The 23,501-nt window shown below is 42.2% G+C and carries 24 protein-coding genes; 3 read left to right on the forward strand and 21 right to left on the reverse strand.

Going from position 1 to position 23,501, the window contains the following annotated elements:
• Nucleotides 1-79 precede the first annotated feature (79 nt).
• The 8 genes from MHI08_RS11645 to rpsU form a co-directional block, all read right to left on the reverse strand.
• The gene (locus tag MHI08_RS11645) at nt 80-1,039 is read right to left on the reverse strand and encodes a PhoH family protein (protein WP_024423023.1); all 960 of its coding nucleotides are present in this window, start codon (nt 1,037-1,039) and stop codon (nt 80-82) included.
• Between the two features lie 3 nt (nt 1,040-1,042).
• On the reverse strand, nt 1,043-2,233 hold the full coding sequence (yqfD, locus tag MHI08_RS11650; RefSeq protein ID WP_024427959.1) for a sporulation protein YqfD: 1,191 nt from the start codon (nt 2,231-2,233) through the stop codon (nt 1,043-1,045).
• 18 nt (nt 2,234-2,251) lie between these two features.
• On the reverse strand, nt 2,252-2,533 hold the full coding sequence (yqfC, locus tag MHI08_RS11655; protein WP_012010618.1) for a sporulation protein YqfC: 282 nt from the start codon (nt 2,531-2,533) through the stop codon (nt 2,252-2,254).
• A gap of 206 nt (nt 2,534-2,739) precedes the next feature.
• On the reverse strand, nt 2,740-3,237 hold the full coding sequence (locus MHI08_RS11660) for a hypothetical protein (protein WP_024427958.1): 498 nt from the start codon (nt 3,235-3,237) through the stop codon (nt 2,740-2,742).
• 31 nt (nt 3,238-3,268) lie between these two features.
• Entirely contained in the window at nt 3,269-4,261 is a 993-nt protein-coding gene (floA, locus tag MHI08_RS11665) for a flotillin-like protein FloA (protein ID WP_024423026.1), read from the reverse strand.
• A 27-nt stretch (nt 4,262-4,288) separates the two neighbouring features.
• Nucleotides 4,289-5,602, reverse strand: a complete 1,314-nt coding sequence (locus MHI08_RS11670) for a nodulation protein NfeD (RefSeq protein ID WP_039180060.1) — start codon at nt 5,600-5,602, stop codon at nt 4,289-4,291.
• Between the two features lie 141 nt (nt 5,603-5,743).
• The gene (locus MHI08_RS11675) at nt 5,744-6,193 is read right to left on the reverse strand and encodes a GatB/YqeY domain-containing protein (RefSeq protein ID WP_024423028.1); all 450 of its coding nucleotides are present in this window, start codon (nt 6,191-6,193) and stop codon (nt 5,744-5,746) included.
• 14 nt (nt 6,194-6,207) lie between these two features.
• Nucleotides 6,208-6,381 carry a 30S ribosomal protein S21 gene (gene rpsU / locus MHI08_RS11680; RefSeq protein ID WP_003152957.1) on the reverse strand — a complete coding sequence of 58 codons (174 nt, stop codon included), beginning with the start codon at nt 6,379-6,381 and terminating at the stop codon, nt 6,208-6,210.
• A gap of 182 nt (nt 6,382-6,563) precedes the next feature.
• Between rpsU and MHI08_RS11685 the strand changes: the two genes are divergently transcribed.
• Nucleotides 6,564-7,493: a Na/Pi symporter gene (locus MHI08_RS11685; protein ID WP_342499635.1), complete on the forward strand. Its 930-nt coding sequence runs from the start codon at nt 6,564-6,566 to the stop codon at nt 7,491-7,493.
• Between the two features lie 41 nt (nt 7,494-7,534).
• Here the strand turns inward: MHI08_RS11685 and mtaB are convergent, their stop codons facing one another.
• The 12 genes from mtaB to gpr all read right to left on the reverse strand — a co-directional run bounded on the left by mtaB (nt 7,535) and on the right by gpr (nt 21,511).
• Nucleotides 7,535-8,893 (reverse strand): tRNA (N(6)-L-threonylcarbamoyladenosine(37)-C(2))-methylthiotransferase MtaB, encoded by a 1,359-nt coding sequence (gene mtaB / locus MHI08_RS11690; RefSeq protein ID WP_024423030.1) that lies wholly within the window; start codon nt 8,891-8,893, stop codon nt 7,535-7,537.
• Entirely contained in the window at nt 8,893-9,663 is a 771-nt protein-coding gene (locus MHI08_RS11695; RefSeq protein WP_024427953.1) for a 16S rRNA (uracil(1498)-N(3))-methyltransferase, read from the reverse strand. The genes mtaB and MHI08_RS11695 overlap by 1 nt, the downstream gene beginning before the upstream one ends.
• 23 nt (nt 9,664-9,686) lie before the next feature.
• On the reverse strand, nt 9,687-10,622 hold the full coding sequence (gene prmA, locus MHI08_RS11700) for a 50S ribosomal protein L11 methyltransferase (RefSeq protein WP_024423032.1): 936 nt from the start codon (nt 10,620-10,622) through the stop codon (nt 9,687-9,689).
• A 22-nt stretch (nt 10,623-10,644) separates the two neighbouring features.
• Nucleotides 10,645-11,778, reverse strand: a complete 1,134-nt coding sequence (gene dnaJ / locus MHI08_RS11705) for a molecular chaperone DnaJ (RefSeq protein ID WP_024423033.1) — start codon at nt 11,776-11,778, stop codon at nt 10,645-10,647.
• A gap of 165 nt (nt 11,779-11,943) precedes the next feature.
• Complete coding sequence (gene dnaK, locus MHI08_RS11710) at nt 11,944-13,782, reverse strand: molecular chaperone DnaK (RefSeq protein WP_024423034.1); 1,839 nt, start codon at nt 13,780-13,782, stop codon at nt 11,944-11,946.
• A 24-nt stretch (nt 13,783-13,806) separates the two neighbouring features.
• On the reverse strand, nt 13,807-14,364 hold the full coding sequence (gene grpE / locus MHI08_RS11715; protein WP_024423035.1) for a nucleotide exchange factor GrpE: 558 nt from the start codon (nt 14,362-14,364) through the stop codon (nt 13,807-13,809).
• 63 nt (nt 14,365-14,427) lie between these two features.
• Complete coding sequence (gene hrcA, locus MHI08_RS11720) at nt 14,428-15,459, reverse strand: heat-inducible transcriptional repressor HrcA (protein ID WP_120208227.1); 1,032 nt, start codon at nt 15,457-15,459, stop codon at nt 14,428-14,430.
• An 81-nt stretch (nt 15,460-15,540) separates the two neighbouring features.
• A complete protein-coding gene (hemW, locus tag MHI08_RS11725) occupies nt 15,541-16,680 on the reverse strand; it encodes a radical SAM family heme chaperone HemW (protein ID WP_024423037.1) in 1,140 nt (379 codons plus the stop codon).
• Nucleotides 16,681-16,794: 114 nt separating this feature from the next.
• Entirely contained in the window at nt 16,795-18,633 is a 1,839-nt protein-coding gene (lepA, locus tag MHI08_RS11730) for a translation elongation factor 4 (protein ID WP_286098642.1), read from the reverse strand.
• A 141-nt stretch (nt 18,634-18,774) separates the two neighbouring features.
• Nucleotides 18,775-19,107, reverse strand: a complete 333-nt coding sequence (locus tag MHI08_RS11735) for a YqxA family protein (RefSeq protein ID WP_034622832.1) — start codon at nt 19,105-19,107, stop codon at nt 18,775-18,777.
• A 13-nt stretch (nt 19,108-19,120) separates the two neighbouring features.
• Nucleotides 19,121-20,329, reverse strand: a complete 1,209-nt coding sequence (locus tag MHI08_RS11740; protein WP_025092944.1) for a stage II sporulation protein P — start codon at nt 20,327-20,329, stop codon at nt 19,121-19,123.
• A gap of 66 nt (nt 20,330-20,395) precedes the next feature.
• Entirely contained in the window at nt 20,396-21,511 is a 1,116-nt protein-coding gene (gene gpr, locus MHI08_RS11745) for a GPR endopeptidase (RefSeq protein WP_342499636.1), read from the reverse strand.
• 198 nt (nt 21,512-21,709) lie between these two features.
• On the opposite strand from gpr, the gene rpsT reads away from it, so the two are divergent.
• The gene (gene rpsT, locus MHI08_RS11750) at nt 21,710-21,976 is read left to right on the forward strand and encodes a 30S ribosomal protein S20 (protein WP_024423042.1); all 267 of its coding nucleotides are present in this window, start codon (nt 21,710-21,712) and stop codon (nt 21,974-21,976) included.
• Nucleotides 21,977-22,110: 134 nt separating this feature from the next.
• Here rpsT and holA read toward each other — a convergent pair whose 3' ends face one another.
• Nucleotides 22,111-23,130, reverse strand: coding sequence for a DNA polymerase III subunit delta (gene holA / locus MHI08_RS11755; protein WP_135032055.1), 1,020 nt, complete (start codon nt 23,128-23,130; stop codon nt 22,111-22,113).
• Nucleotides 23,131-23,366: 236 nt separating this feature from the next.
• Here holA and MHI08_RS11760 point away from each other — a divergent pair, with 236 nt between their 5' ends.
• A complete protein-coding gene (locus tag MHI08_RS11760) occupies nt 23,367-23,501 on the forward strand; it encodes a YqzM family protein (protein ID WP_012010638.1) in 135 nt (44 codons plus the stop codon).

Genomic DNA, 23,501 nt, shown 5'->3' on the forward strand with positions numbered 1-23,501 from the left:
TCAAGGAAAGTACCTCCTTTTTTACTTTAAACCACGATCGAAACAAAATGACCCGATGAAGACGATCGGGTCACTCAGTTCATTTTTGCTTTTCGTATGCGCCAATGATCTTCGCCACAAGCGGGTGTCTGACCACATCTGTCTGGTCTAATTCAATAAATGAGATGCCCTTGATCTCTGCAAGCATGTCCTTTGCAGCCGCAAGACCTGACTGCATGCCCTTTGGCAGATCGATCTGTGTAATATCTCCTGTAATGACCATTTTAGAGCCAAACCCAAGTCTCGTCAAAAACATTTTCATTTGGGCAGGTGTTGTATTCTGCGCTTCATCTAAAATCACAAATGCATCATCAAGCGTCCGGCCTCTCATATAGGCAAGGGGCGCTATTTCAATCACGCCGCGCTCGATTAAACGTTCCGTATGATCACTGCCAAGCACATCATGCAGGGCATCATATAGTGGTCTTAAATAAGGATCTACTTTTTCCTTTAGATCACCTGGTAAAAAGCCAAGGCTCTCTCCTGCTTCAACAGCTGGTCTTGTCAGGATAATCCGTTTTACATGTCCATTTTTCAGTGAATGGACCGCATTGACGACTGCCAAATACGTCTTCCCTGTACCAGCGGGTCCAATTCCAAAGACCAGGTCATCTTTTTTCATCGCCGCAGCATATTCCCGCTGGCCGATTGTTTTCACCCTGATCGATTTTCCTTTGGCATTTTTCGTAATTTCATCTTCATACATATTTTCAAAATAATTCAGCTTGTTTTTTTGCGCCATTTTAATGGCATAGACGACATCCCGTTCAGATATCTCAATTCCTTTACGGATGAGATGTAAAAGAGATGTGATCAAACGGCTTACTGTATCTCTTGATGCTTCCTCACCAGAAACATACACTTTTTCTCCACGCGTAATAATGGAGACGTTCAGCTCGTTTTCCATTAGTTTCAGATAAGCATCTTGATTGCCAAATAAAGCAATCGCTTCGTTTGGGCTATCCAATTTTTGTTGAATCTCAAGTAAATGTTCTGTCATTCTCTAGTCTCCCTGAACAATAGGTGTTGGTTGAACAATATCTTCTATTACTTGGTAAAGGATGATTAACTTAACTTTACCATTCCCTGTTGTCTCGTGCAAAACTTTTTCACTTTTCACCTCTCCTGTTTGACCTAGCTTCTCTTCTAATTCTTTTTTACCCATTTTAATCCCTGCTTGAACCGCTTCTTTATTTGTGTATTCTCGATTTATTTTCTCACTTTCGCGTGTAATTTCCTTTTCATAAGAGAATGGGAGCTGCATGTTTAAGAAATGAAGCGGATGAACTTCTGTTTCTGTTTTTGGCTGCTTAAAATCATCCTTTTTAAAAGAAAAGCCCCAAAATGGCAGTGAGCCTCCAAATGCGGAGAGCTTGTGCTTTGTCTTCATTTTACCCGTAAAGACGTCAAAAGATGTTCGAAGAGGGACAGAAACTTCAGAACGATACCACGTTTCACCATAGATTTTCGCTTTGGCTCCTACCGTTTTTTGCTGATCTTCGCTGCCAATGAGTCCAGAGACAAGCATCTGTCCTTTCTTTACATGTTCATCAACCGCGGCGAGCGGCTCTCCTTTTTCCACATACATTCTCGTGATGACAGCCTTTTTCTTGGCAACGATATGCTGAGGACTCGTGTATTTTTCTTTTTCAGGTTCATTTTTTTCCACAACTTTCATTTGAAAGGTTGTGCCGTTTAGTTCTACACCGACCCATGTGATGCTTGGAATATTGGTTGTCAGGGATTTTTGAATTTTTTCAGGTGTTCCCATTAGAAACTGAAAACGTCCTTTTTGCACCCCGATGTCATCTAAATGCTTTCTCATTTGATGTTCAGTTTCTGGATTGGCTCCTTTAATATCAATTTTCCATACCATGTTTGAAAGCGCCAATATCGTCACTAGAAAGCATACAATCCCAAGGGTAAATCCGATATTCTTCCTTGACCATAGGAGTAGAAATGGAAAGCCCTTTTTTTGATGAAATGAACATGTCACGTCATGATGTCTGCGTACCTTTCTGAAGGCATGTACATCTGATAAGCGAATAAATAAGCGCACGCTGTCTTGACGGCGGCTCACTTGAAACATTGTGATCCCCTGCCTCGTGCACTCATTAATGAGCCGCTCAATGCCATTTCCTTTGATCTCCACTTCCACTCTGCCAATAAAATAGGCGAACCATTTATTCTTCACGCTTCTCCCCTCCGTCAGTTAAGAATCAATATAACGGACCTCATCGATTTTCCCTTCTAATAAAATCTCTTCTGGCAAAATCGTTTTAATCACAAAATCTTTCCCTGAAATAATGCACTGTCCCTGTTTGAGCATCAGCCTTACCTCTTGATCACTGAAAAGCAAAAGCCCTTTATGGTTCTCTATGTAAATGTGGAGTCTGCCAACCATCGTAATACGGGGAAGATCCATCATCACGTCTGGAGGGATTTCAAGTGTTCTTGTCAGCCATGCTTTAAGTCGATTTTTTCTTTTTCCCATTCAATAAGAACCCCTTCCCACCTCATGTGTATGAGATCAAACTGAAAGATGGTGAGACTGATGAGAAAGCCTCTATATCATCCTATTCCTCAGGGGTTCATATCATGCTAATGAATCCCGTAAAATAGCCCTTTCAGCATTTTCTTTAAGAAAAATCGTCATCAGGCAAAAAAAGCCCCCCTTTATGAAAAAGGGGGCTTTCTTCTTTATCTTTTATATGGCCGTTTCATCGTTCTGTGCGGCTTTTTCGCGCGCGGCTCTCCAAATACTTCTCCAAGGATCATTCCTTGAACAATTGTATCTTGGTTCAGCTTCTCAATGAATTTTGGCCTCATTTCAGCAGATGCAGCCTTTGGCCTTGTCAGCTCTCTTTCAAGCGATTGGAACTCTTTGTTCAGCTCGTTTTTTCTTTCTTCCATTTCGGCAAGTGTAGCCGTATAGCGATCTTGTAAGGACTGAGAAGTTTTTTTCTTCATCCCGCCATGATCATGCACATCGCCGAAATCGTCCAGCTGATCGGTCACGACTGGATCTGGACTTGTTTGCTTTGTTTGCTTTTGGGGCACCTGCTTACGCTGAGGAGCGGGCTTCTTTTGCTGATTCTGCTCTTCGTTCTCCTCTTGTTTGCCGATCTTCCCAAAGACGGCAGAGATGATACCGATGATAATCGCAATTAGTAGCGGATTTTCAAATAGAATGTCCAATGGGCTCCCTCCTTAAAGCGTGAGAGGATGCTTATTTGTTTTCATTATCAGATGGACCTTTTGTCATTTTGCCAAATGAATCTCTCATATCCGTATCAGCATCGATATTCTTAATGTTCATGTAGTCCATGACACCAATATTGCCTTCACGTAATGCTTCAGCCATTGCAAGTGGTACTTCAGCCTCTGCTTCAACGACTTTCGCGCGCATTTCTTCAACTTTCGCACGCATCTCTTGTTCTTGTGCAACAGCCATTGCGCGGCGTTCTTCTGCTTTCGCCTGTGCAATGTTTTTGTCTGCTTCTGCTTGGTCTGTTTGCAGAATTGCCCCGATGTTCTTACCGATATCAACATCTGCGATATCAATCGAGAGAATTTCAAATGCAGTACCTGAATCTAATCCTTTCCCAAGAACCGTTTGAGAAATCATATCAGGATTCTCAAGAACCTTTTTATGATTATCTGATGAACCGATTGTAGAGACAATCCCTTCACCTACACGGGCAATAATTGTTTCTTCCCCTGCACCACCGACAAGTCGGTCGATGTTTGCACGAACTGTAATACGTGCTTTTGCTTTGACCTCAATCCCGTCCATCGCAACACCAGAGATAAATGGTGTTTCAATGACTTTAGGATTTACACTCATTTGAACTGCTTCAAGTACGTCACGGCCTGCTAGGTCGATGGCTGCACAGCGGGCAAAGTTCAATTCGATATTCGCGCGTTGAGCTGCAATTAATGCGTTCACAACTCTGTCCACGTTACCACCTGCAAGATAGTGGCTCTCCAGCTGGTTAATCGTCACATCAAGACCTGCTTTATGTGCTTTGATGAGCGGGTTGACCACTCGGTTTGGAATCACTCGGCGCAGTCTCATTCCGACAAGTGTAAAAATGCTCACTTTTACGCCAGCCGCTAGGGCAGAAATCCACAGCATCACCGGTACAAAGGTGAAAAAGATCGATAGAACAATCAAACCTGCTGCGATAATCACAAATAATAGTAAAGTAGATGGATCCATTTTATTCCTCCTCTAAAATCAGTATATCTATACTTTCCTCACGACAATGCGTGAGCCTTCCGCTTTCACAATTTTTACTTGTTCATCTTTATCGATAAATGCACCTTCTGACACAACATCAATGCGCTCATCTCCGAGTACGATCGTACCAGATGGACGAAGTGCAGTGGCTGTCACTGCGATTTGCCCAACAAGATCTTCTCTTGTTTCATTTGAGACATAACCGCTTTCCTTATTGGTTGAATCGGTTAAAATGAACTTTTTAAAGAATTTCATACGTTTCCCCAACACCTTTGTCAATAAAATAACTGCTATGATTGAAACAGCAGTGGCAATCAAGATGGAAATCGCCATTTCTGTAAAGCTTCCAGCTGCTAAAAATAAGCTGACAACGACACAGATCAGTCCAATGACACCTACGATTCCCCCTGGCAAAAACAATTCCAAAATGATGAGTGCAATCCCTGCTAAAAACAGGAACAACGTCTCATATCCTGCAAAACCTGCCACGAGATGACCATAAAAGAATAGAAGAAGCGCTGTCACTCCCATGGTGCCCGGGACCCCAAAGCCAGGAGAATAGAGCTCAACAACTAACCCTAAACTTGCAATGGATAAAAGGATTGGAATGACAATTGGGTGCGTAAGAAAACGCGCAACCTTTTCAGCAAAGCTCACTTCATCGTATTGAACAGAAGCATCTTTTAATTTCAGCTTCTGAAGCAAGTCATCCATATTTTTTGCTTCTCCTTCTGCATAACCGAATTTAAGCGCCCGGTCTGTGTTGAAGGTGAGCAATTCTCCTTTTGGTGCACCGGCTTCTTTTGCGTCTATATCTATATCCGCCATGGCAAGAGCATACTTTGGATCACGCCCCTGCTTTTCGGCAGCATCACTCATTTCAGCAAGCCATAGAGATTCAGATTTTTGATCGGCAGCATTGCCTTCTCCATCGATGATCGCAGCAGCCCCCATCTTTCCATTCGGGGTCATATAAATTTGATCGGCATTTAGCGCGATGAAGGCCCCGGCTGAAAGCGCTCTATGATTGACAAACGCTGTCACTGGGATATCGGAAGCACGAATCGTATCTGCGATCTCAAGCGCTGCATCGACTGCACCACCCGGTGTATTGATGTCGAGAATAATATGCTTCGCCCGCTCCGACTTTGCCTGCTCAAACGATCGTTCAATGAATTTAGAAAGTCCTTTTTCTACTGTATCTTCAATTGGGATAACATGAACTTTCTGATCTGCTGATTTCGCGGTCAATTGAACCCCTAATAACAAGCATATTATAAAACAACTGAAGAGAGCAATAGAAATTTTTATTTTTTTCATCTATTTGGTGATCCCTCCTCTCTTTCTTCCATTTTACCGTTCCTTTACATACGTTACAAATGTATCATAGGTTTCATTTTTATATGACAGAATCACGAGGGCATAAAAAAAGTACCCTTCTAACAATAGAAGGATACTTTTTTATTGAGACAGCTGCTCGCTGACAAGTCTGTTAATGACAGCTCCATCAGCTTTACCTTTTACTTTTGGCATAATAGCGCTCATGACTTTACCCATATCAGCCTTCGAGGAAGCACCTGTTTCAGTAATCGTTTCTTTCACGATCGTTTGCAGTTCTTCTTCAGAAAGCTGTTCAGGTAAATAAACGTCTAATATGTCAATCTCTTTTTGAACTTTATCTACTAAATCTAAGCGATTAGCTTTCGAAAATTCATGGAGGGAGTCTTTACGTTGCTTAATCTCGCGGGAAAGGACGGTTAGTTCCTCATCGCCGGTCAAACTGTCTTTCTTAAGCTTAATTGCTTCATTTTGCAGCGAAGCCTTTACCATACGAATGACAACAAGCTTGTCTTTCTCACGGTTTTTCATCATAAGCTTCATATCAGAATTTAATTGCTCAAGAAGACTCATAAAATCCACCCTCTTTAGAATTTACGTTTTCTAGCAGCTTCAGACTTTTTCTTGCGCTTTACGCTAGGCTTTTCATAAAATTCACGCTTTCTTGCTTCTTGCAATGTTCCAGTTTTGGATACACTGCGTTTAAAGCGACGAAGAGCATCTTCAAGCGATTCGTTTTTTCTAACGACCGTTTTTGACATTCTCTTTCCCTCCCTCCGAATACACCAATCGACTGCATTAAAAAAAGATATACATGCAAAACATGTACCTAGACATTATAATATAAGCCTAGTGTGAGGTCAACTAAGTGATTTGGAAATATATTTTCGTCATGAGCAGGTAGACAAGTCCATATATTCATTGGTAAGAGGAGGACTTTTCTATGATGGCGATCATTTATTTTTGTGCACTTATTTTCATTTTTTTATGGTCAATGGGCTTGCTGAGAAAAGGATTAATGGCGCTTGCTTCGTCTCGTATTGAGAAATCACTTCTTCTCTTTACAGATCACCCGGTCAAAGCATTCTTGGTCAGCATTGTGTTTACAGGGGTTCTACAAAGCAGTTCGGCGTTTATGGTTATCGTCATTGGCTTTGTCAGTACTGGCATTCTCTCTTTTAAAAAATCGATCCCAATGATTCTTGGAACCAATATCGGCTCCACGTTTACGACAGAATTTATCGCCATTAAAATGGACGTGTTCATGTGGGTTTTGCTCATAGCCGGTCTTGTATTTATCCTTTTTGGCAGGACATCTTTTAGACATGCAGGAAAAAGTTTATTTGGGCTCGGGATGATCTTTTTTTGCATACAAGGCTTTTCAAAAATTGCAGGGATGATGACAAGCCAGCCTGAGACATTGCGTTTTCTTGAAATGATGCAGCATTCAGACTGGACAGCGCTGCTTTCGGGTACCATTTTCACAGCAATAGTTCATTCGAGCTCAGTCTGTATCGGTATTTTAATGGGATTTATGAATGAGGGAACTGTGGCACTTCAGGAAGGTATCAGCTTTGTGTTGGGGTCCAATATTGGGACATGTATTACGGCTGTGATGGCTGCGATATCCGGCGGCTACGCAGCACGTCAAACGGCTTATGCACACGTCGTGTTTAATGTGCTTGGGGTTCTTTTATGCCTGCCGTTTCTCGCCCTGATCACAGAGGTTGTCGCCCTTCTCGCAAGCTCTCCTGCCCAGCAGATTGCGCATTTCAGCCTGCTGTTTAATGTGGCAAGCTCTCTCCTCTTCTTTCCGTTCATTCGCCCTTTTCACAGATTGATCTTGTGTCTCATGCCGAATCAGTCAAAATAAAAGAAACCGGCTTGCCCTTTTGGCTGCCGGTTTTTTATCTATTATGAGGTCATTCTCACTTTGTCTGGCTGCACATCATCGCTGATGCGAACGAATTGTCCTTCGTTATAAGGATAGCCCGCTTTCGTAATTTTCACTTTGACCAGACGGCCGATCATGTCCTCTGTCCCTTCAAAAACAACTTTCATGTAGTTATCTGTATAACCAACATAAAGATTGTGGTTTCCTTCTTGTTCTTTGAAGGATTCTTCCGGAATAATTTCTAGCACATCACCTTCGTATGCTGATGCATACTCTTTCGCAAGCTGGTCAGAAAGAGCGATCAAACGGTGGACACGTTCGTTTTTCACATTTTCATCCACTTGATCTTCCATTCTTGCAGCCGGGGTACCTGTACGTTTGCTGTAAGGGAATACGTGCAGCTCAGAGAATTGATGGTCTTTGACAAAATTGTACGTTTCCAAGAACTCTTCTTCTGTTTCCCCAGGGAATCCAACGATTACATCAGAGGTGACAGCAAGTCCTGGCAATGCTTTTTTCAGCTTTGTTAAACGCTCTGCAAAGAATTCCATCGTATATTTACGGCGCATTCTTTTCAGCACAGTATTTGAGCCTGATTGAAGCGGGATGTGTAAGTGTCTGACAATTTTATCTGACTGATCAAGCACTTCAATCACTTCATCTGTAATTTGACTTGCTTCAATAGATGAAATACGGATTCGTTTCAAGCCAATAACACGTTCATCTAATTCTCTCAGAAGCTTTGCAAAGTTATAATCCTTTAAGTCTTCTCCGTATCCGCCTGTGTGAATACCTGTAAGCACAATTTCTTTATAGCCCGCATCAACAAGCTGCTGCGCTTGATTGATGACCTCTTCTGGATCACGAGAACGAAGAAGGCCGCGCGCCCAAGGAATAATGCAGAATGTACAGAAATTGTTACAGCCTTCTTGGATTTTTAATGAAGCGCGCGTTCTGTCTGTGAAGGCAGGAACATCAAGTTCTTCAAACACACGTGCTTTCATGATATTGCCAACCCCGTTGATCGGCTGTCTTTCTCTGCGGTATTCTTCAATATAGCCTAGTAATTTATGTCGGTCCTGTGTTCCAACCACAATATCAACACCAGGAATCGCCATGATTTCTGCTGGTGATGTTTGCGCATAGCAGCCTGTTACACAAATGACACCATCCGGGTTATGGCGAATGGCTCTTCTAATGACTTGGCGGCTTTTCTTATCGCCTGTATTCGTGACCGTACATGTATTAATGACATATACGTCTGCTTTTGATTCATACTCTTTTCTTTCATAGCCAGCTTCTTTAAACAGCTGCCAGATCGCCTCTGTTTCATAGTGGTTGACCTTACAGCCAAGTGTATGGAACGCTACTGTTCCCATCATGATTCACCTCTTAATAACTCTGTTTGATAAGATATAGCAGAAAGCGCATATAAAGGAGCAGTTTCTGTTCTTAAAATGCGTGGTCCAAGCCCGCAAATGACTGCACCAAGCGTTTCAAGCTCTTCAATCTCCTTTTCTGCCAAACCGCCTTCAGGGCCAAAAACCACTAGCAAGGTTTGTCCGCCTTTCATCTGTTGAAGCACAGTTTGAAAGCGGCTTTGCTCTCCTTCTTTCGATGATTCTTCGTATGCAACGACACATTTATCGAATTCACCAGCTAATTGCGTCAGCTCTTTAAACGTTGATACTGAATAAACACGTGGAATGATATTCCGGTAGGACTGCTCGGCTGCTTCTTTCGCGATTTTCTCCCAGCGCTCTCGTTTTTTATGTGACTTTTTTTGGTCAAGCTTTGTAATAGAACGAGCCGCTTGAAACGGAATAAAAGCACTTGCGCCAAGCTCTGTGCCTTTTTGGATAATGAGCTCAAGCTTATCTCCTTTTGGAAGACCGCTTGCAATCGTCACCCTAATCGGAAGTTCTCTGTCCTGATTTGTCCAGCTTTCAAGGTGGCAAATCACTTCTTCCTTTGTTATTGTATCAATTTTACTGAGCGCTTCAAAGCCGTCTGTCGTTAAACAAAGGATTTCCTGCCCTGCTTTCATCCGCATGACATTGGAAAGATGATGTACATCTTCACCTTTTATAACGATGGCTCCCTTTAACGTCACTTCTTCTTTCGTGAGGTCGATAAAATATCGTTGCATACGTGTCCTGACACCTACTCGCTTTATTTTTTCGCTATAATGCTGACCCAATCTTCCATTGACAGCACTTCAACAATATCAAAACCTGCTTCTTCTAATGCTGTTTTGACTTGTAATTTCTTTTGTCCAATGATGCCTGATGTAATGAAATAGCCATCTTTCTTTAATAGGTCATAGGCTTGATCTGTAAAGCGCAAAATCACTTCTGCCAGAATGTTGGCGACAATCACATCACGCTCACCTGAAATTCCATCAAGCAAATTGTTTTGTTTGACCGTCACTTGGTCACTTACACCATTTAGTTCGATGTTTTGCTTCGCACTTTCTACCGCAACGGTGTCGAGATCAAAGGCTTGAATGTCCTTTGCACCAAGCATTGCTGCTGCCACACTTAAAATTCCAGAGCCTGTTCCAACATCAATCACCGTATCGTTTTCCTTCACGTAGCGCTCAAGCGCCTGAATGCAAAGGACGGTTGTTGGATGCGTACCTGTTCCAAATGCCATTCCAGGATCCATTTCAATAATCAGTTCATCAGAATGAACCGGTGTATATTCTTCCCACGTTGGAACGATGGTGAATTTTTCAGAGATTTTCACAGGATGATAGTATTTCTTCCAGGCGGTGGCCCATTCTTCTTCATTTACTTCACAAATTGACAGTGTATTGCGTCCAAGGTCAATATCGTATAGAAGAAGATTGTTGATGGCTTCTTTGATCTCATCTACCGTTTCCATCAAAAAGCTGTTCATTGGAAGATAGGCTTTCACAATGACACCTTCATCCGGATAGTCATTCGGATCGAGCTGGTAGATCTCACCGTATACATTTTCACGTTCCTTGACTAAATCAAGCGGGTCCTCAATCACGACACCACTTGCACCTGCTTCATGCAAAATATTGGTGATCGGTTCCACCGCTTCATTTGTTGTATGGACGCTAATTTCTGACCACTTCAATACTACCAACTCCTTATCCGTCTTACTCGCCTTTAAATGCGCGTTTTACCTTATCGAAAAAGCTCATTTCTTGTTCGTCTGGTTTATTTCCGCTCACTTCAGCAAATTTTCTAATGATATCTTTTTGATTGTCTGTTAAATTTGTCGGTGTGACAACACGTACAACGATATGCTGATCGCCTTGGCCGTAGCCGCGTACATTTTTCACACCTTTTCCTTTGAGTCTAAACTTCGTGCCAGTTTGAGTGCCAGCAGGAACTTTTAATTTTACTTTTCCGTGTAATGTCGGCACTTCAATTTCGTCACCTAATGCAGCTTGGGCAAAGGTGAGCGGCATCTCGCAGTAAATGTCATCTCCATCACGTTCGAAGAATTCATGCGCACGCACATGGAACACAACAAATAGATCGCCTGGAGGTCCGCCATTTACACCTGGTTCACCTTGGCCAGACACTCTGAGCTGCTGGCCATCATCAACACCTGCAGGAATCGTCACGTTAATTTTCTTACGCTTACGCACTTTGCCAGAGCCGCCGCATGTTGAACATTTATGATCAATTTGTTTCCCTGTTCCGCTGCAGTAGTTACATACTCTGCGGTTGACCACTTTACCAAACGGAGTGGATTGCTCAACATTTAATTGGCCAGAGCCGCCGCAATGTGAACAGGTTTTTGCCTGCGTACCAGGCTTTGCACCTGATCCATGACATGTTTCACAAGTTTCTTCACGAGGGATTTCAATGGTTGCTTCTTTTCCAAATGCCGCTTCTTCAAACGAAAGCGTCATTGTATATTGCAGGTCCGCTCCTTGGCGCGGTGCATTTGGATCTCTTCTTCTGGCTCCGCCGCCAAAAATACTAGAGAAGATGTCATCAAAGCCGCCGAAGCCGCCAAAGTCTCCTCCTCCGCCAAAACCGCCGCCGCCAAAGCCTTGGTTCGGATCGGTATGACCGAACTGGTCATAATGCGAACGTTTTTGATCATCAGAAAGGGTTTCATAGGCTTCTTTTACTTCTTTGAATTTCTCATCTGAGCCAGCTTCTTTATTAATATCAGGGTGATACTTTTTTGAAAGCTTGCGGTATGCCTTTTTGATTTCGTCCTTTGAGGCGCTCTTACTTACGCCAAGCACTTCATAGTAATCACGCTTACTCATCTCTTCACACTCCCGATTTTCTCACATAAATACGATTGTATCATTTTGATTTAACCTTTTTCAATTCCTTTCATCGTTGAAAAGAAAAAAAGTCAAAGCCAAGAGATCCTGACTTTGACTTTCTGACGAGTACGTTTCAGCAGTCTTTTTCAAAAGTAAAGGTGATTATTTTTTCTCTTGATCGTCGTTTACTTCTTCGTATTCTGCATCCACTACATTGTCATCTGCTTTTTGAGCACCTTCAGCGCCTTCTTGCTGAGCTTGTGCTTGTTTTGCAGCTTCTTCATAGAGCTTTGTCGTTAATTCTTGAACGATTGTTTGCAGCTCATCTTTTTTCGCTTTGATGTCTTCAAACTCGCCTTTTTCGATCGCAGCTTTTAGCGCATCTTTCGCGTCATTTGCTTTTTTCACTTGCTCTTCATCGATTTTGCCTTCTAGATCTTTTAATGTTTTTTCAGTTGTAAACACTAATTGATCTGCTTCGTTGCGCACTTCGATTTCTTCTTTTTTCTTCGCATCTGCTTCAGCATTTTCTTCTGCTTCTTTTACCATTTTTTCGATCTCATCATCAGAAAGACCTGAAGAAGATTTGATTGTGATGTTTTGCTCTTTGCCTGTACCCATATCTTTCGCACGTACGTTGACAATACCGTTTTTATCGATATCAAAAGATACTTCGATTTGCGGTACACCGCGTGGTGCTGGCGGGATATCAGTCAATTGGAAGCGGCCTAATGTTTTGTTATCTGCAGCCATTGGGCGCTCACCTTGCAGGACATGGATATCTACAGCTGTTTGGTTGTCAGCAGCTGTTGAGAATACTTGAGATTTACTTGTTGGAATTGTTGTATTGCGTTCAATCAGCTTCGTGAATACGCCGCCCATTGTTTCAATTCCTAAAGAAAGTGGTGTTACGTCAAGAAGAACAACGTCTTTGACATCCCCTGTGATCACTCCACCTTGGATCGCTGCACCAAGTGCAACTACTTCATCAGGGTTTACACCTTTATGAGGCTCTTTGCCTGTTTCTTTTTTGATTGCTTCTTGTACTGCAGGAATACGAGTTGATCCACCAACAAGGATGACTTTATCAATCTCGCTAGCAGATAAACCAGCATCTTTCAGTGCTTGACGTACAGGTGTCATTGTACGCTCTACAAGATCTGCAGAAAGCTCTTCGAATTTAGCACGTGTTAACGTTAATTCAAGGTGAAGAGGTCCTGCTTCTCCAGCTGTGATAAATGGCAGTGAGATTTGTGTAGAAGATACACCAGAAAGATCTTTTTTCGCTTTTTCAGCAGCATCTTTTAAACGCTGAAGCGCCATTTTATCTTTAGAAAGGTCAATGCCATTTTCTTTTTTGAATTCAGCCACTAGGTGATCAATAATGACTTGGTCAAAATCGTCTCCACCAAGACGGTTGTCCCCAGCAGTTGAGCGCACTTCAAAGACGCCGTCTCCAAGCTCAAGGATCGATACGTCAAATGTACCGCCGCCAAGGTCGTATACAAGAATCGTTTGATCTTCTTCTGTTTTATCTAAACCATACGCAAGTGCAGCTGCTGTTGGTTCGTTGATGATACGTTCTACTTCAAGACCAGCAATTTTACCAGCATCTTTCGTTGCTTGACGTTCTGCATCGTTGAAGTAAGCAGGAACTGTGATAACAGCTTTTGTTACTTCTTCGCCAAGATAGCCTTCAGCATAAGATTTAAGGTGCTGAAGAATAATCGCAGAAATTTCCTGCGGTGTATAGTTCTTGCCTTCAACTTCTACTTTATAATCAGTACCCATATGTCTTTTAACAGACATGATCGTGTTCGGGTTTGTAATTGATTGACGTTTTGCTACTTCACCTACTTGGCGCTCTCCGTTTTTAAAAGCGACAACAGATGGTGTTGTACGTGCTCCTTCAGCGTTAGCAATGACTTTTGGCTCGCCGCCTTCAAGTACTGCAACACATGAGTTTGTTGTTCCTAAGTCAATCCCAATGATTTTACTCATATTCGATGACCTCCCATTATGTAGTTATTGATTTACTTTTACCATTGATGGACGAATAACTCGGTCTTTGAGTTTATAGCCCTTTTGCAATTCTTCTACAACGATATTTGAATCGTAGTTTTCATCTTCAACTTGCATGACGGCTTGATGAAGGTTTGGATCGAACTCTTTGCCGACAGCTTCAATTGGTTCAACGCCTTCATTTTTCAACGCTTCTACCAGCTGGCGGTAAACCATTTGCATTCCTTCTAACAAACTTTTCGTCTGCTCATTGTCTGGATCAATTCCAAGCGCTCTTTCAAAGTTATCAAGAGCTGGGAGAAGATCACTGACAACATGCTGAGAACGATATTTTTGCACGGTCTCCACTTCAGTTCGAGCACGGCGTTTATAGTTTTCAAAATCTGCTTGAACACGCAGAATTTTGTTTTCTTTTTCATCTAGAAGCTGCTGCAATTCATCGATTTTTTCTTGGAAGGCAGACTGTTCATCATTTGTTACTTCCTCAGTATCTGCTTGAACTGCTTCTTCTTGTGCTTCAACCTCTGCTTCTTGCTCAGGTGTCTGTTTTTCTTCTGACATTGTGTTCACCTCCCTCAAAAGATTCAAAAATACGAAGGGGCTGTGCCCCTATCTTTTATCACCCTACTCATCATACAAATTGGAAAGTGCGTTTGACAAGTCTTTTGATACATGATGCAAGAGACTGACAACCCTGCCATAATCCATACGGGTTGGACCAATGACGGCAATGGAGCCGAGTGATTTTTGATCAATCGCATAAGTAGCTGTGATTAAGCTGCAGTTCTCCATCGCTTCCAAATTGTTTTCTGAACCGATTTTAATGGTGATTCCTTGCTGATTTGGATGAAACAGCTGCATGACATCATTCTTTTGCTCAATAAGCATCATGAGTGAACGGATGCGGTCAATGTCATGAAACTCCGGCTGATTCAACATATTAATCTTCCCGCCAAAGAAAAGTTTTGATTCATTTTGAGTCGATGTAAATGTATTGCCGAGCGCATCTAAAATATGATCATAATCTTTTAAATGCGTACGAAGAAGCATCACAACTTCTTTATACATTCTGTCCTTCAGCTGATCCATCGGGACTCCGGCTAGGCGGCTGTTTAAAATATTCATCAGCTTCTCAATATCGGAGACATCGAGATGCTCAGAGAAGGTAATGGTTTTGTTTTCAACATGTCCGCTGTCTGTAATCATAATCGCCACTGCTTTGTTTGGCTGAACAGGGACAAGCTGAATTTGCTTTAATCGATTTTCACTTAGCTTTGGACCAAGCACAATCGATGTATAGTTTGTGAGATCTGATAAGATTTCCGCCGATTTTTGAACTGTCTTTTCCAGCTCAAAAATTTTCTCCTGAAAGGCCGACTGGATGAGCACAAGCTCTTTAGACGACAGTTTTCGCGGAGAGAGCAAATGATCTACATAATAACGATATCCTTTTTCGGAAGGAATTCTTCCTGATGAAGAATGGGTCTTTTCAATAAAACCAAGTTCCTCCAAATCAGCCATTTCGTTTCTAATCGTCGCAGAGCTGAATGTAATGTCTTCTTTTTTAGAAAGAGTCCTTGATCCAACTGGCTGCGCCGAACGAATAAAGTCATTAATGATGACTTGCAGAATCAAAAGCTGACGATTTGTTAACATCATCATCACCCCTGTTAGCACTCTCTTTCAACGAGTGCTAATTGTATAAACAAAATTACCAAACTCAAATTAAAATGTCAATTATAACTCACCGAGAAACGCTTGAAATACTTCATTGCCTAACAATTTTCCTTTTCTTGTTAAACGTATCCCCTTGTCATCTTTTACAATGAGGCCTTTTTCTTCTAAATCTTCAAGAACAGTGGAAAAAAGTGCTTCTGGTGCAGCACCATATTTTGCTTGGAAATCAGCGCTTTTCACCCCTTCGATTTTTCGAAGACCTAAAAACATTTCTTCTTCTATTTGCTCTGCTTTTGTGACCTGGTGTGTTTCCTTATACGGGAACCCTGTTTGGTCAATCAGCTCCAAATAATGTTTCACCGGCCCTGCGTTCACATTTCGGATGCCATCTACATACCCGTGTGCGCCTGCACCAAAACCGAAGTAATCTTCATTGCTCCAATAGGTCAGGTTATGCTGGCTTTCAAAGCCAGGTTTGGCGTAATTGCTAATTTCGTACTGCTTTAATCCATGGCGCTCCATTTCATCCATCACAAGCTCATACATTTCAGCCTCACGTTCTTGCGGCGGTAAATGAAGTTTTCCTTTTTGCATTAAGTTGTAAAAAACGGTTTTCGGCTCGACGATGAGTGAGTAAACCGAATAATGCTCTGCCCCCAGTGAGAAAGCTGTCTCAAGTGAATTCATCACATGATGCTTTTCTTGATGCGGCAAGCCAAACATGAGATCGAGGCTAATATTATCAAATCCAACCGCTCTAGCTCGCTCAAAGGATGTAAGGACATCCTTCTTTTGATGAACTCGTCCAATTTTCTTGAGCAAATCGTCTTCAAAAGTTTGAACGCCAAAGCTCAGCCGATTCACGCCGGCTGCTTTAAGCACATGCAGTTTCTCAAGCGATAATTCATCTGGGTTTGCTTCTACTGCAAATTCAATCAGATTTTTTGTCGGCTTTAATACGCTGTGAATGCTGTTCATGAGCTTGTCTAGCTGACTGACAGTCAGTGATGTCGGGGTTCCCCCGCCAATAAAAATTGTCTTTAGTTCCTGCTCGCCTTTTTGCTCGATCGTGTGCTGCATCTCTTTCTCAAGAGCCGCTAAGTATTCGTCGACTGGCTGCGTTTTGATGAAAAATTTATTGAAATCACAATAGTGGCAAATATGCTCACAAAATGGAATGTGAATGTATGCTGCTTTCATTAGATGACACCTTCTTTACAGGTAAAGAGCCGCAGTTTATCGCTGCGGCGTCTTTGTTTGTTATCGACTATAAACGTCAAGGCAGACATTGTAAAGCAGGTAGCCTTGAGGGTGTTATTTTTTTGGTGTGCTGTCGTCCATCTTCAGCACGGCCATAAATGCTTCTTGCGGGACTTCAACAGAGCCCACTTGCTTCATGCGCTTTTTCCCTTCTTTTTGCTTCTCAAGAAGCTTTCTTTTCCGGGAAATGTCTCCACCATAACATTTAGCAAGTACGTTTTTACGCATCGCTTTAATGGTGGAACGAGCAACGATTTTTTGACCGATCGCTGCTTGAACCGGCACTTCAAAGTGCTGGCGTGGAATCAATTCTTTTAGCTTTTCTACGATGATCTTGCCTCGTTCATATGCATAATCGCGGTGAACAATAAAGGAAAGGGCATCGATTTTTTCGCCATTCAGCATGATATCCATCTTCACCAGCGTCGAAGGACGGTAGCCAATCAGCTCATAATCAAAGGACGCATAGCCTTTTGTGTTGGACTTTAGCTGATCAAAGAATTCGTATACGATCTCTGCCAAAGGAATTTCGTACACAATACTCACGCGGTTCGCATCAAGATACTGCATATCAATGAAATTCCCGCGTTTTCCTTGGCAAAGCTCCATCACAGAGCCTACATAGTCATTCGGCACCATCATTGTTGCTTTTACATACGGTTCTTCAATTCGCTCAATCTTTTGCGGATCAGGCAGATTGGATGGGTTATCTACGACGATTTTTTCTCCATCTGTCATATATACATCATAAATAACACTTGGTGCTGTCGTAATCAGATCAATTTTAAATTCACGTTCAATCCGTTCTTGGATGATTTCCATATGAAGCATTCCAAGGAACCCGCAGCGGAAACCGAAGCCAAGTGCTTGGGATGTCTCTGCCTCATATTGAAGTGAAGAATCATTTAACTCAAGCTTTTCTAACGCTTCACGTAAGTCGTTGTATTTCGCTGTATCAATTGGATAAAGTCCGCAGTACACCATTGGGTTTAGCTTTCTGTATCCTGGCAGTGCTTCTTTCGCAGGGTTTTCTGCAAGTGTGATCGTATCCCCTACACGTGTATCACCGACATTTTTAATCGCAGCTGTTAAGTAGCCGACATCTCCAACGGTGAGTTCGTCTGTTGGCATGGCTTTTGGTGTAAATACGCCGACTTCAAGTACTTCAAATTCTTTACCCGTCGCCATCATTTTAATTTTCTGACCAGGTCTGACGGTTCCTTCAACAATTCGTATGTACGCAATAACGCCGCGATACGCATCGTAAAGAGAATCAAAAATAAGAGCTTGAAGTGGTGCTTCTGGATCTCCAGCGGGAGCTGGCACCTTTTCAACGATTTGTTCTAAAATATCCTCGATTCCAATACCCGCCTTAGCAGAGGTGAGAACAGCTTCAGACGCATCCAACCCGATGACATCTTCAATTTCTTCTCTTACACGCTCAGGCTCTGCACTTGGCAGATCGATTTTATTGATAATCGGAAGAATTTCTAAGTTGTTATCAAGAGCTAAATAAACGTTCGCAAGTGTCTGTGCTTCAATTCCTTGTGCTGCATCTACTACAAGAATCGCACCCTCACAGGCAGCTAGGCTTCGAGATACCTCATAGGTGAAGTCGACATGCCCTGGTGTATCAATCAGGTGCATGATATATTCTTCTCCATCCTTCGCCTTATACTTCAGCTGGACAGAGTTTAATTTAATCGTTATGCCGCGTTCACGCTCTAAATCCATGGAATCAAGCAATTGTTCTTTCATTTCCCGTTGAGTAATCGCCGCTGTTTTTTCCAAAATACGGTCCGCCAATGTGGATTTCCCATGGTCAATATGGGCGATAATGGAGAAATTTCGAATTCTTGATTGCCGCTCTAATCGTTTTTCTTTATCTGTCACAATCTATCACTCCTACTATAAAACGCGGGTTGCGCTAGGTTAGATTATATCAATAGGGCTGTAAAGATTCAATCGAAATCAAGAAAAGCCGCTTATCGGTCAGCGGCTTTGATCAAAAGGGTGATATCTCATGAAATTCGTTTATTTCCCATTCACCCAATCATAAAGAGAACGGGCTGCATGTGTCATGCCATCAGACAGGGCTTTTCCTGCCTTGGAAAAGGCATTAAAGCCCTCTATTTCCTCCAGCTGTTTTTGTTTTTCGGCAAGATCCTTTTCTGTAACAGCCGTTCCTAAGATAGAAGCTTCCTTCTCTTCATTGTCGTTTATTTGAATGGAGAAAGCTCCTTTTAATTGCGGATCATGGTAGCCCTTCATTTGCAGCATGCCATTATTCGCTTGCTGCATTCCTAAAAAGACACCAAACAGCAAGACCAATCCTAAAATAATGGTTTTTCCAATAAATGAGCCCATCCCCGTCACCACCTTAAGAGCGTTTTTTCTCATCCTTTGCTTTGCCGTCCACCTTTTCCGCGTCCCAGAAAATGTCGCTGAATACATCAGCTGCCGCATTGGATGCATTTCTTAATTCTTCCATATTATTATCTACTCCACCAAATTCTAAAAGAAGGGCTTTGTCGGATAAATCTTGATTATAGATTCCATTATCGCCAATTTCTCCTTTGGCAAACACACCGACACTAAGACCTTTATATTTTTTCTCCATCAAATGGTGGAACTCTGTCGCAAGCTTTAAGTTTTTCTCATAGCTTTGATTCTTCTTCCCAACAACAAACGCAATTCTCGCATATTTCTTCCCTTTGATTTCGACAGTCGTATCTTTCTTTCTTCTTGAGTCCCGGTGAATATCAATTAAATAATCGAGGTCATCATTTTTCGCTAAGGCTTCTTTCACGACCAATCTTGATTCATTATAAGACTGCGGATATTTTAATCCTTTTTTCACCAGTCTTTTTTCAATTTCCGTTTTGTCGACTGTATTGCCGATTCCTTGCTGATCAAGCGCCTTTCCAAACATGTCGCCGACAAGGGTGACATTCACTTTTGAGTGCCGTGCATTATTTGGATTCGTTTCTCCTTTTAAAAATGGTAAATATGATTCCGTATTATGTGTGTGGTAAATGTACACAGCTTTTCGTTTTCCTGTTGACCGGTCCGGTTCTTTGGCAGGCTTTTTCGGCGTATCATCATCGAGCTTGTCCAGCTCAGCCAAATTTGCTTCTTTTTCATCTTGGATCACTTCACTAGGCGGCGGCGATTCCATTGGCATATTGGTATAGTCTGTTCCTTCACCCGCTAAGATGATTTTTGTATCAAAATGTTCAAAGCCTGGGAGCTCTCTTCCTAGGAAACTGCGCGGATCTTCTAAATTAATACTGGTTGCAAGCTTCAGTGACAGCCCAGAGAAATGAAATCCTTTTTGATCTTCTGGAACTGCTGAGGCGAAATATTGGTTTTCCATGCCCATTAATGTGGCAAAAAATGCGCCAGAGAGCTCATCTGCTACACCATATAACGAGGCTTGCGGCCTCAGCTCGGGTTTTAAAGAGGTCAAAGCCCCTGACATCACAAACACCACAACAAGAGAGGCAATAAATAAGAAGATGCTTTTTACTACTTTCGTTCCATTAATCGCAACGACCAACTGTCGAGGACGGCGGGGTCTTTTTTTCATGATTTACTCCCTCCAGCACGCTTTCTAGTAATTACACTATGAGCGAGCTAGAGAAAGTAGAACCGATTAATGATTATATGAACCCATATTATCTTGAGTGATTTTTTGATGAAGCGCTGTGTTTAATCCGTTGGCAAGTACGTTTGCCATATCATCAATGAATGTATCGACTTCCTTAGGCGTGACCATTAAATTTTGCCCCAGGGGCGCAAGCACTTCGTGGATCAGCTGCCTTTTTTCTTCTTCAGGAAGGGTTCCTACGATGCCTAAGAATGACTGACGCGTTTCTTCATCTGGCAAGTCTTCTTCGTTAAGTACTTTTTTCTTCCCGAATGTCAAACCAGCCGGCACAAGAGAGCGGGATGGTCTATCATCTTTTAGTTCTCTACCAAAATGCTTTAAGACATAATCAATTGTGTCACTAGCAATCGTTACTGCATCCACCACTGTCGGAACGCCAATCGCAATCACTGGAATGCCCAATGTTTCTTTGCTTAATTCTTTTCGCTTATTCCCTACACCAGAGCCGGGATGGATACCTGTATCAGAAATTTGAATGGTTGTATTCACTCGGTCTACTGCTCGAGCAGCAAGGGCATCGACCGCAATGACAAAATCAGGCTTAGACCGCTCGATCACGCCTTGGATAATGTCACTTGTTTCAATACCGGTCAGTCCCATCACCCCTGGAGACAAAGAGGAAACCGGGCGATAGCCTTCCTGAACATTTTCCGGCTGTAATTCAAAGAGATGGCGGGTTACAAGCAGGTTTTCAACTGTGAGAGGACCTAGTGCATCTGGCGTAACATTCCAGTTTCCCAGCCCTACTACAAGGCAGCTTGCATCAGCCTGAATGCCTCGGTCTTTTAAAAACTGAGCAAAATGATGGGCAAAGACTTCAACGACTTTTTCTTGCATCTCAGAGTCTTTCTCCCGAATGCCTTGTGCCTCAAACGTCAAGTATGTCCCTGCCTTTTTGCCGGTCAGCTCCTCCCCTTCTTTCGTGATTTCCACAGTACGTATGCGGATGCCTTGCTCTTCTTTTTCCTTTTCGACAATCCCTTGGATCCCGTCCTTTTTGACGACTTTCGGATCGTTCTCTTGTTCTAGTATCTCTTTTGTTTCAACAGCGAGGTCTGTCCGGATTTGATAAACGCTTAAATCGAGTTTCTGTTTCTCCATAAAAAGACTCCTTCCACCAAGTAATTAACAGTAGTCTTTCCATCTCTTGAAAGAAACATTCGAGCACGTCATCAATGAAAAATACTTTACATTTATATTGCATTCTAAAGGTGTGTTTGATAGAATACAATTTGTTCTATTGTGAAGATTTAACCTTAAGACAATTGTGTTTAGGTTGTATCTTAGGAGGTGAAACACATGCCAAATATTAAATCAGCGATCAAACGTACAAAAACGAATAACGAACGCCGTGCACATAACGTAACAATCAAGTCTGCGATGCGTACTGCGATTAAACAAGTTGAAGTTTCTGTAGCTAACAACGATGCTGAGCAAGCAAAAGCTGCTCTTGCTTCTGCTGCAAAACGCATTGACAAAGCCGTTAAAACTGGTCTTGTACACAAAAACGCAGCTGCGCGTTACAAATCAAGACTTGCTAAACAAGTAAACGGACTTTCTGCATAATGCTTGCAACGCCTCAGTGATGAGGCACCTGTTTAACTGTACGTCCGTCCTGACCGGCCGAGCCTTAAGGACAGACTGGCAATTATACATCTAAACAAAAACGACCCTCTTTTTAGAAGGTCGTTTTTTTATATTCAAGCGCCTAACAAACGAAGCAGGAACAATTCTAACAGCAGCTGCTTGTCCTTTTTACCCGTTTTCATTTCGTAATCAATCGTTGAAAGCTCTTTGACGATCTGCTTGAGCTCTTCTTCTGAAAACAGTCTTGCCTGATCCATCGCAAGTTTGACCCGGAATGGATGGACTTTTAGATTTGAAGCAATTTGTTTTTGTCCATAGCCTTGCTGAGCGAAGTACTTCGTCTGCAAAATCAATCGAAATTGAGTTGAAATAAGTGCTAATATTTTAATGGGTTCCTCATTTTGCTTCAGCAGATCATAAAACATCTGCATGGCCTCAGAACGGCGTCTGTTTACAATTTGATTAATCAGCTCGAAAATATTTTGCTCTAAGCTTCTTGCAACGAGCTGATTGACATCCGCTAACTCAATTTCCTCCCGCTCTCCAATATATGTACTTAGCTTCCGAACCTCTTGGAATAGAGAGGAGAGACTCCCGCCGCATAGCACCACAAGCTGCTCAGCCGCTTTAGATGTAATCGTCTTTCCTTCTGTCTTCACCAGTGTGATGGTGAAATCAGTTGTTTCTTTTGGGTTTAACTCTTTCGCCTCAACAACAGCAGCTTTCTTTTTTAGCAATTTGGTGATTTTTTTACGCTCATCCAGCTTTTCATATGGTGCCAATAACACGAGAATGGTATAGGGCGCTGGCTTTTCTAAATAAGCTTCTAATACAGAAAGCTCATGCTCAATCTTTTCCTTTTTCTTTTCAGCTGTAAGAAAATAAGGATTCTTGATCACGACGAGACGTCTTTCTCCCATAAACGGAAATGTTTCTGCATCCGTTACAGCCTGTTCAAGCGGTACTTCTTCCATATCGAAGACGGAGTAATTAAAATCCTTCGTTTCTTCGTCTACTACAGCTTGTCTCAATTTAGCAGCGGTTTCTTGCAGTAAATATGTTTCTTTCCCATATAAGCAATAAACGGGATGGATATCCCCTCGTTTTAAATTGTTCCATACATCAAAGACCATCAATTGAATCCCTCTCTTTCACTTCCTCCTCTATCCTAAAGTGTGTGAAGACATTAGTAAAGAGGAAGCTGAAAGTGCCGCCTCCTCATTTATAGTAAACGTCCGGCGCAAGCTCCCGGGTCAGCCTGCTGTCAGACGATATTCATAAAATGATCATAAAATGGAAAACGGTTACTTTACCTTCTAGCAATTCCAAATGAGTTCAAGTATACTAAAATTAGCCAGGAGGGATGAAAATGAATGAATTTGAAAAAAATGTTCAAAGCAAGCGGAATGATGTGACCGACTCAGCCGTTGGTTTTATCGTCACATTCGGATTTTTCGCCTCAATGTTTATTTTGGCAACCATTATACACCTCGTTGGATCTTAA

Source organism: Bacillus sp. FSL M7-0791 (genome assembly GCF_038627085.1).
Taxonomy (GTDB): Bacteria; Bacillota; Bacilli; order Bacillales; family Bacillaceae; genus Bacillus; species Bacillus safensis.

Excerpts from the sequence above, each read along its gene's own strand:
- MHI08_RS11645 (WP_024423023.1), bottom strand. The coding sequence starts at position 1,039 with ATGACAGAACATTTACTTGAGATTCAACAAAAATTGGATAGCCCAAAC.
- yqfC (WP_012010618.1), bottom strand. The coding sequence starts at position 2,533 with ATGGGAAAAAGAAAAAATCGACTTAAAGCATGGCTGACAAGAACACTT.
- floA (WP_024423026.1), bottom strand. The coding sequence starts at position 4,261 with ATGGATCCATCTACTTTACTATTATTTGTGATTATCGCAGCAGGTTTG.
- MHI08_RS11670 (WP_039180060.1), bottom strand. The coding sequence starts at position 5,602 with ATGAAAAAAATAAAAATTTCTATTGCTCTCTTCAGTTGTTTTATAATA.
- MHI08_RS11675 (WP_024423028.1), bottom strand. The coding sequence starts at position 6,193 with ATGAGTCTTCTTGAGCAATTAAATTCTGATATGAAGCTTATGATGAAA.
- rpsU (WP_003152957.1), bottom strand. The coding sequence starts at position 6,381 with ATGTCAAAAACGGTCGTTAGAAAAAACGAATCGCTTGAAGATGCTCTT.
- MHI08_RS11685 (WP_342499635.1), top strand. The coding sequence starts at position 6,564 with ATGATGGCGATCATTTATTTTTGTGCACTTATTTTCATTTTTTTATGG.
- mtaB (WP_024423030.1), bottom strand. The coding sequence starts at position 8,893 with ATGGGAACAGTAGCGTTCCATACACTTGGCTGTAAGGTCAACCACTAT.
- MHI08_RS11695 (WP_024427953.1), bottom strand. The coding sequence starts at position 9,663 with ATGCAACGATATTTTATCGACCTCACGAAAGAAGAAGTGACGTTAAAG.
- dnaJ (WP_024423033.1), bottom strand. The coding sequence starts at position 11,778 with ATGAGTAAGCGTGATTACTATGAAGTGCTTGGCGTAAGTAAGAGCGCC.
- dnaK (WP_024423034.1), bottom strand. The coding sequence starts at position 13,782 with ATGAGTAAAATCATTGGGATTGACTTAGGAACAACAAACTCATGTGTT.
- grpE (WP_024423035.1), bottom strand. The coding sequence starts at position 14,364 with ATGTCAGAAGAAAAACAGACACCTGAGCAAGAAGCAGAGGTTGAAGCA.
- hrcA (WP_120208227.1), bottom strand. The coding sequence starts at position 15,459 with ATGTTAACAAATCGTCAGCTTTTGATTCTGCAAGTCATCATTAATGAC.
- hemW (WP_024423037.1), bottom strand. The coding sequence starts at position 16,680 with ATGAAAGCAGCATACATTCACATTCCATTTTGTGAGCATATTTGCCAC.
- MHI08_RS11735 (WP_034622832.1), bottom strand. The coding sequence starts at position 19,107 with ATGGGCTCATTTATTGGAAAAACCATTATTTTAGGATTGGTCTTGCTG.
- MHI08_RS11740 (WP_025092944.1), bottom strand. The coding sequence starts at position 20,329 with ATGAAAAAAAGACCCCGCCGTCCTCGACAGTTGGTCGTTGCGATTAAT.
- gpr (WP_342499636.1), bottom strand. The coding sequence starts at position 21,511 with ATGGAGAAACAGAAACTCGATTTAAGCGTTTATCAAATCCGGACAGAC.
- rpsT (WP_024423042.1), top strand. The coding sequence starts at position 21,710 with ATGCCAAATATTAAATCAGCGATCAAACGTACAAAAACGAATAACGAA.
- holA (WP_135032055.1), bottom strand. The coding sequence starts at position 23,130 with ATGGTCTTTGATGTATGGAACAATTTAAAACGAGGGGATATCCATCCC.
- MHI08_RS11760 (WP_012010638.1), top strand. The coding sequence starts at position 23,367 with ATGAATGAATTTGAAAAAAATGTTCAAAGCAAGCGGAATGATGTGACC.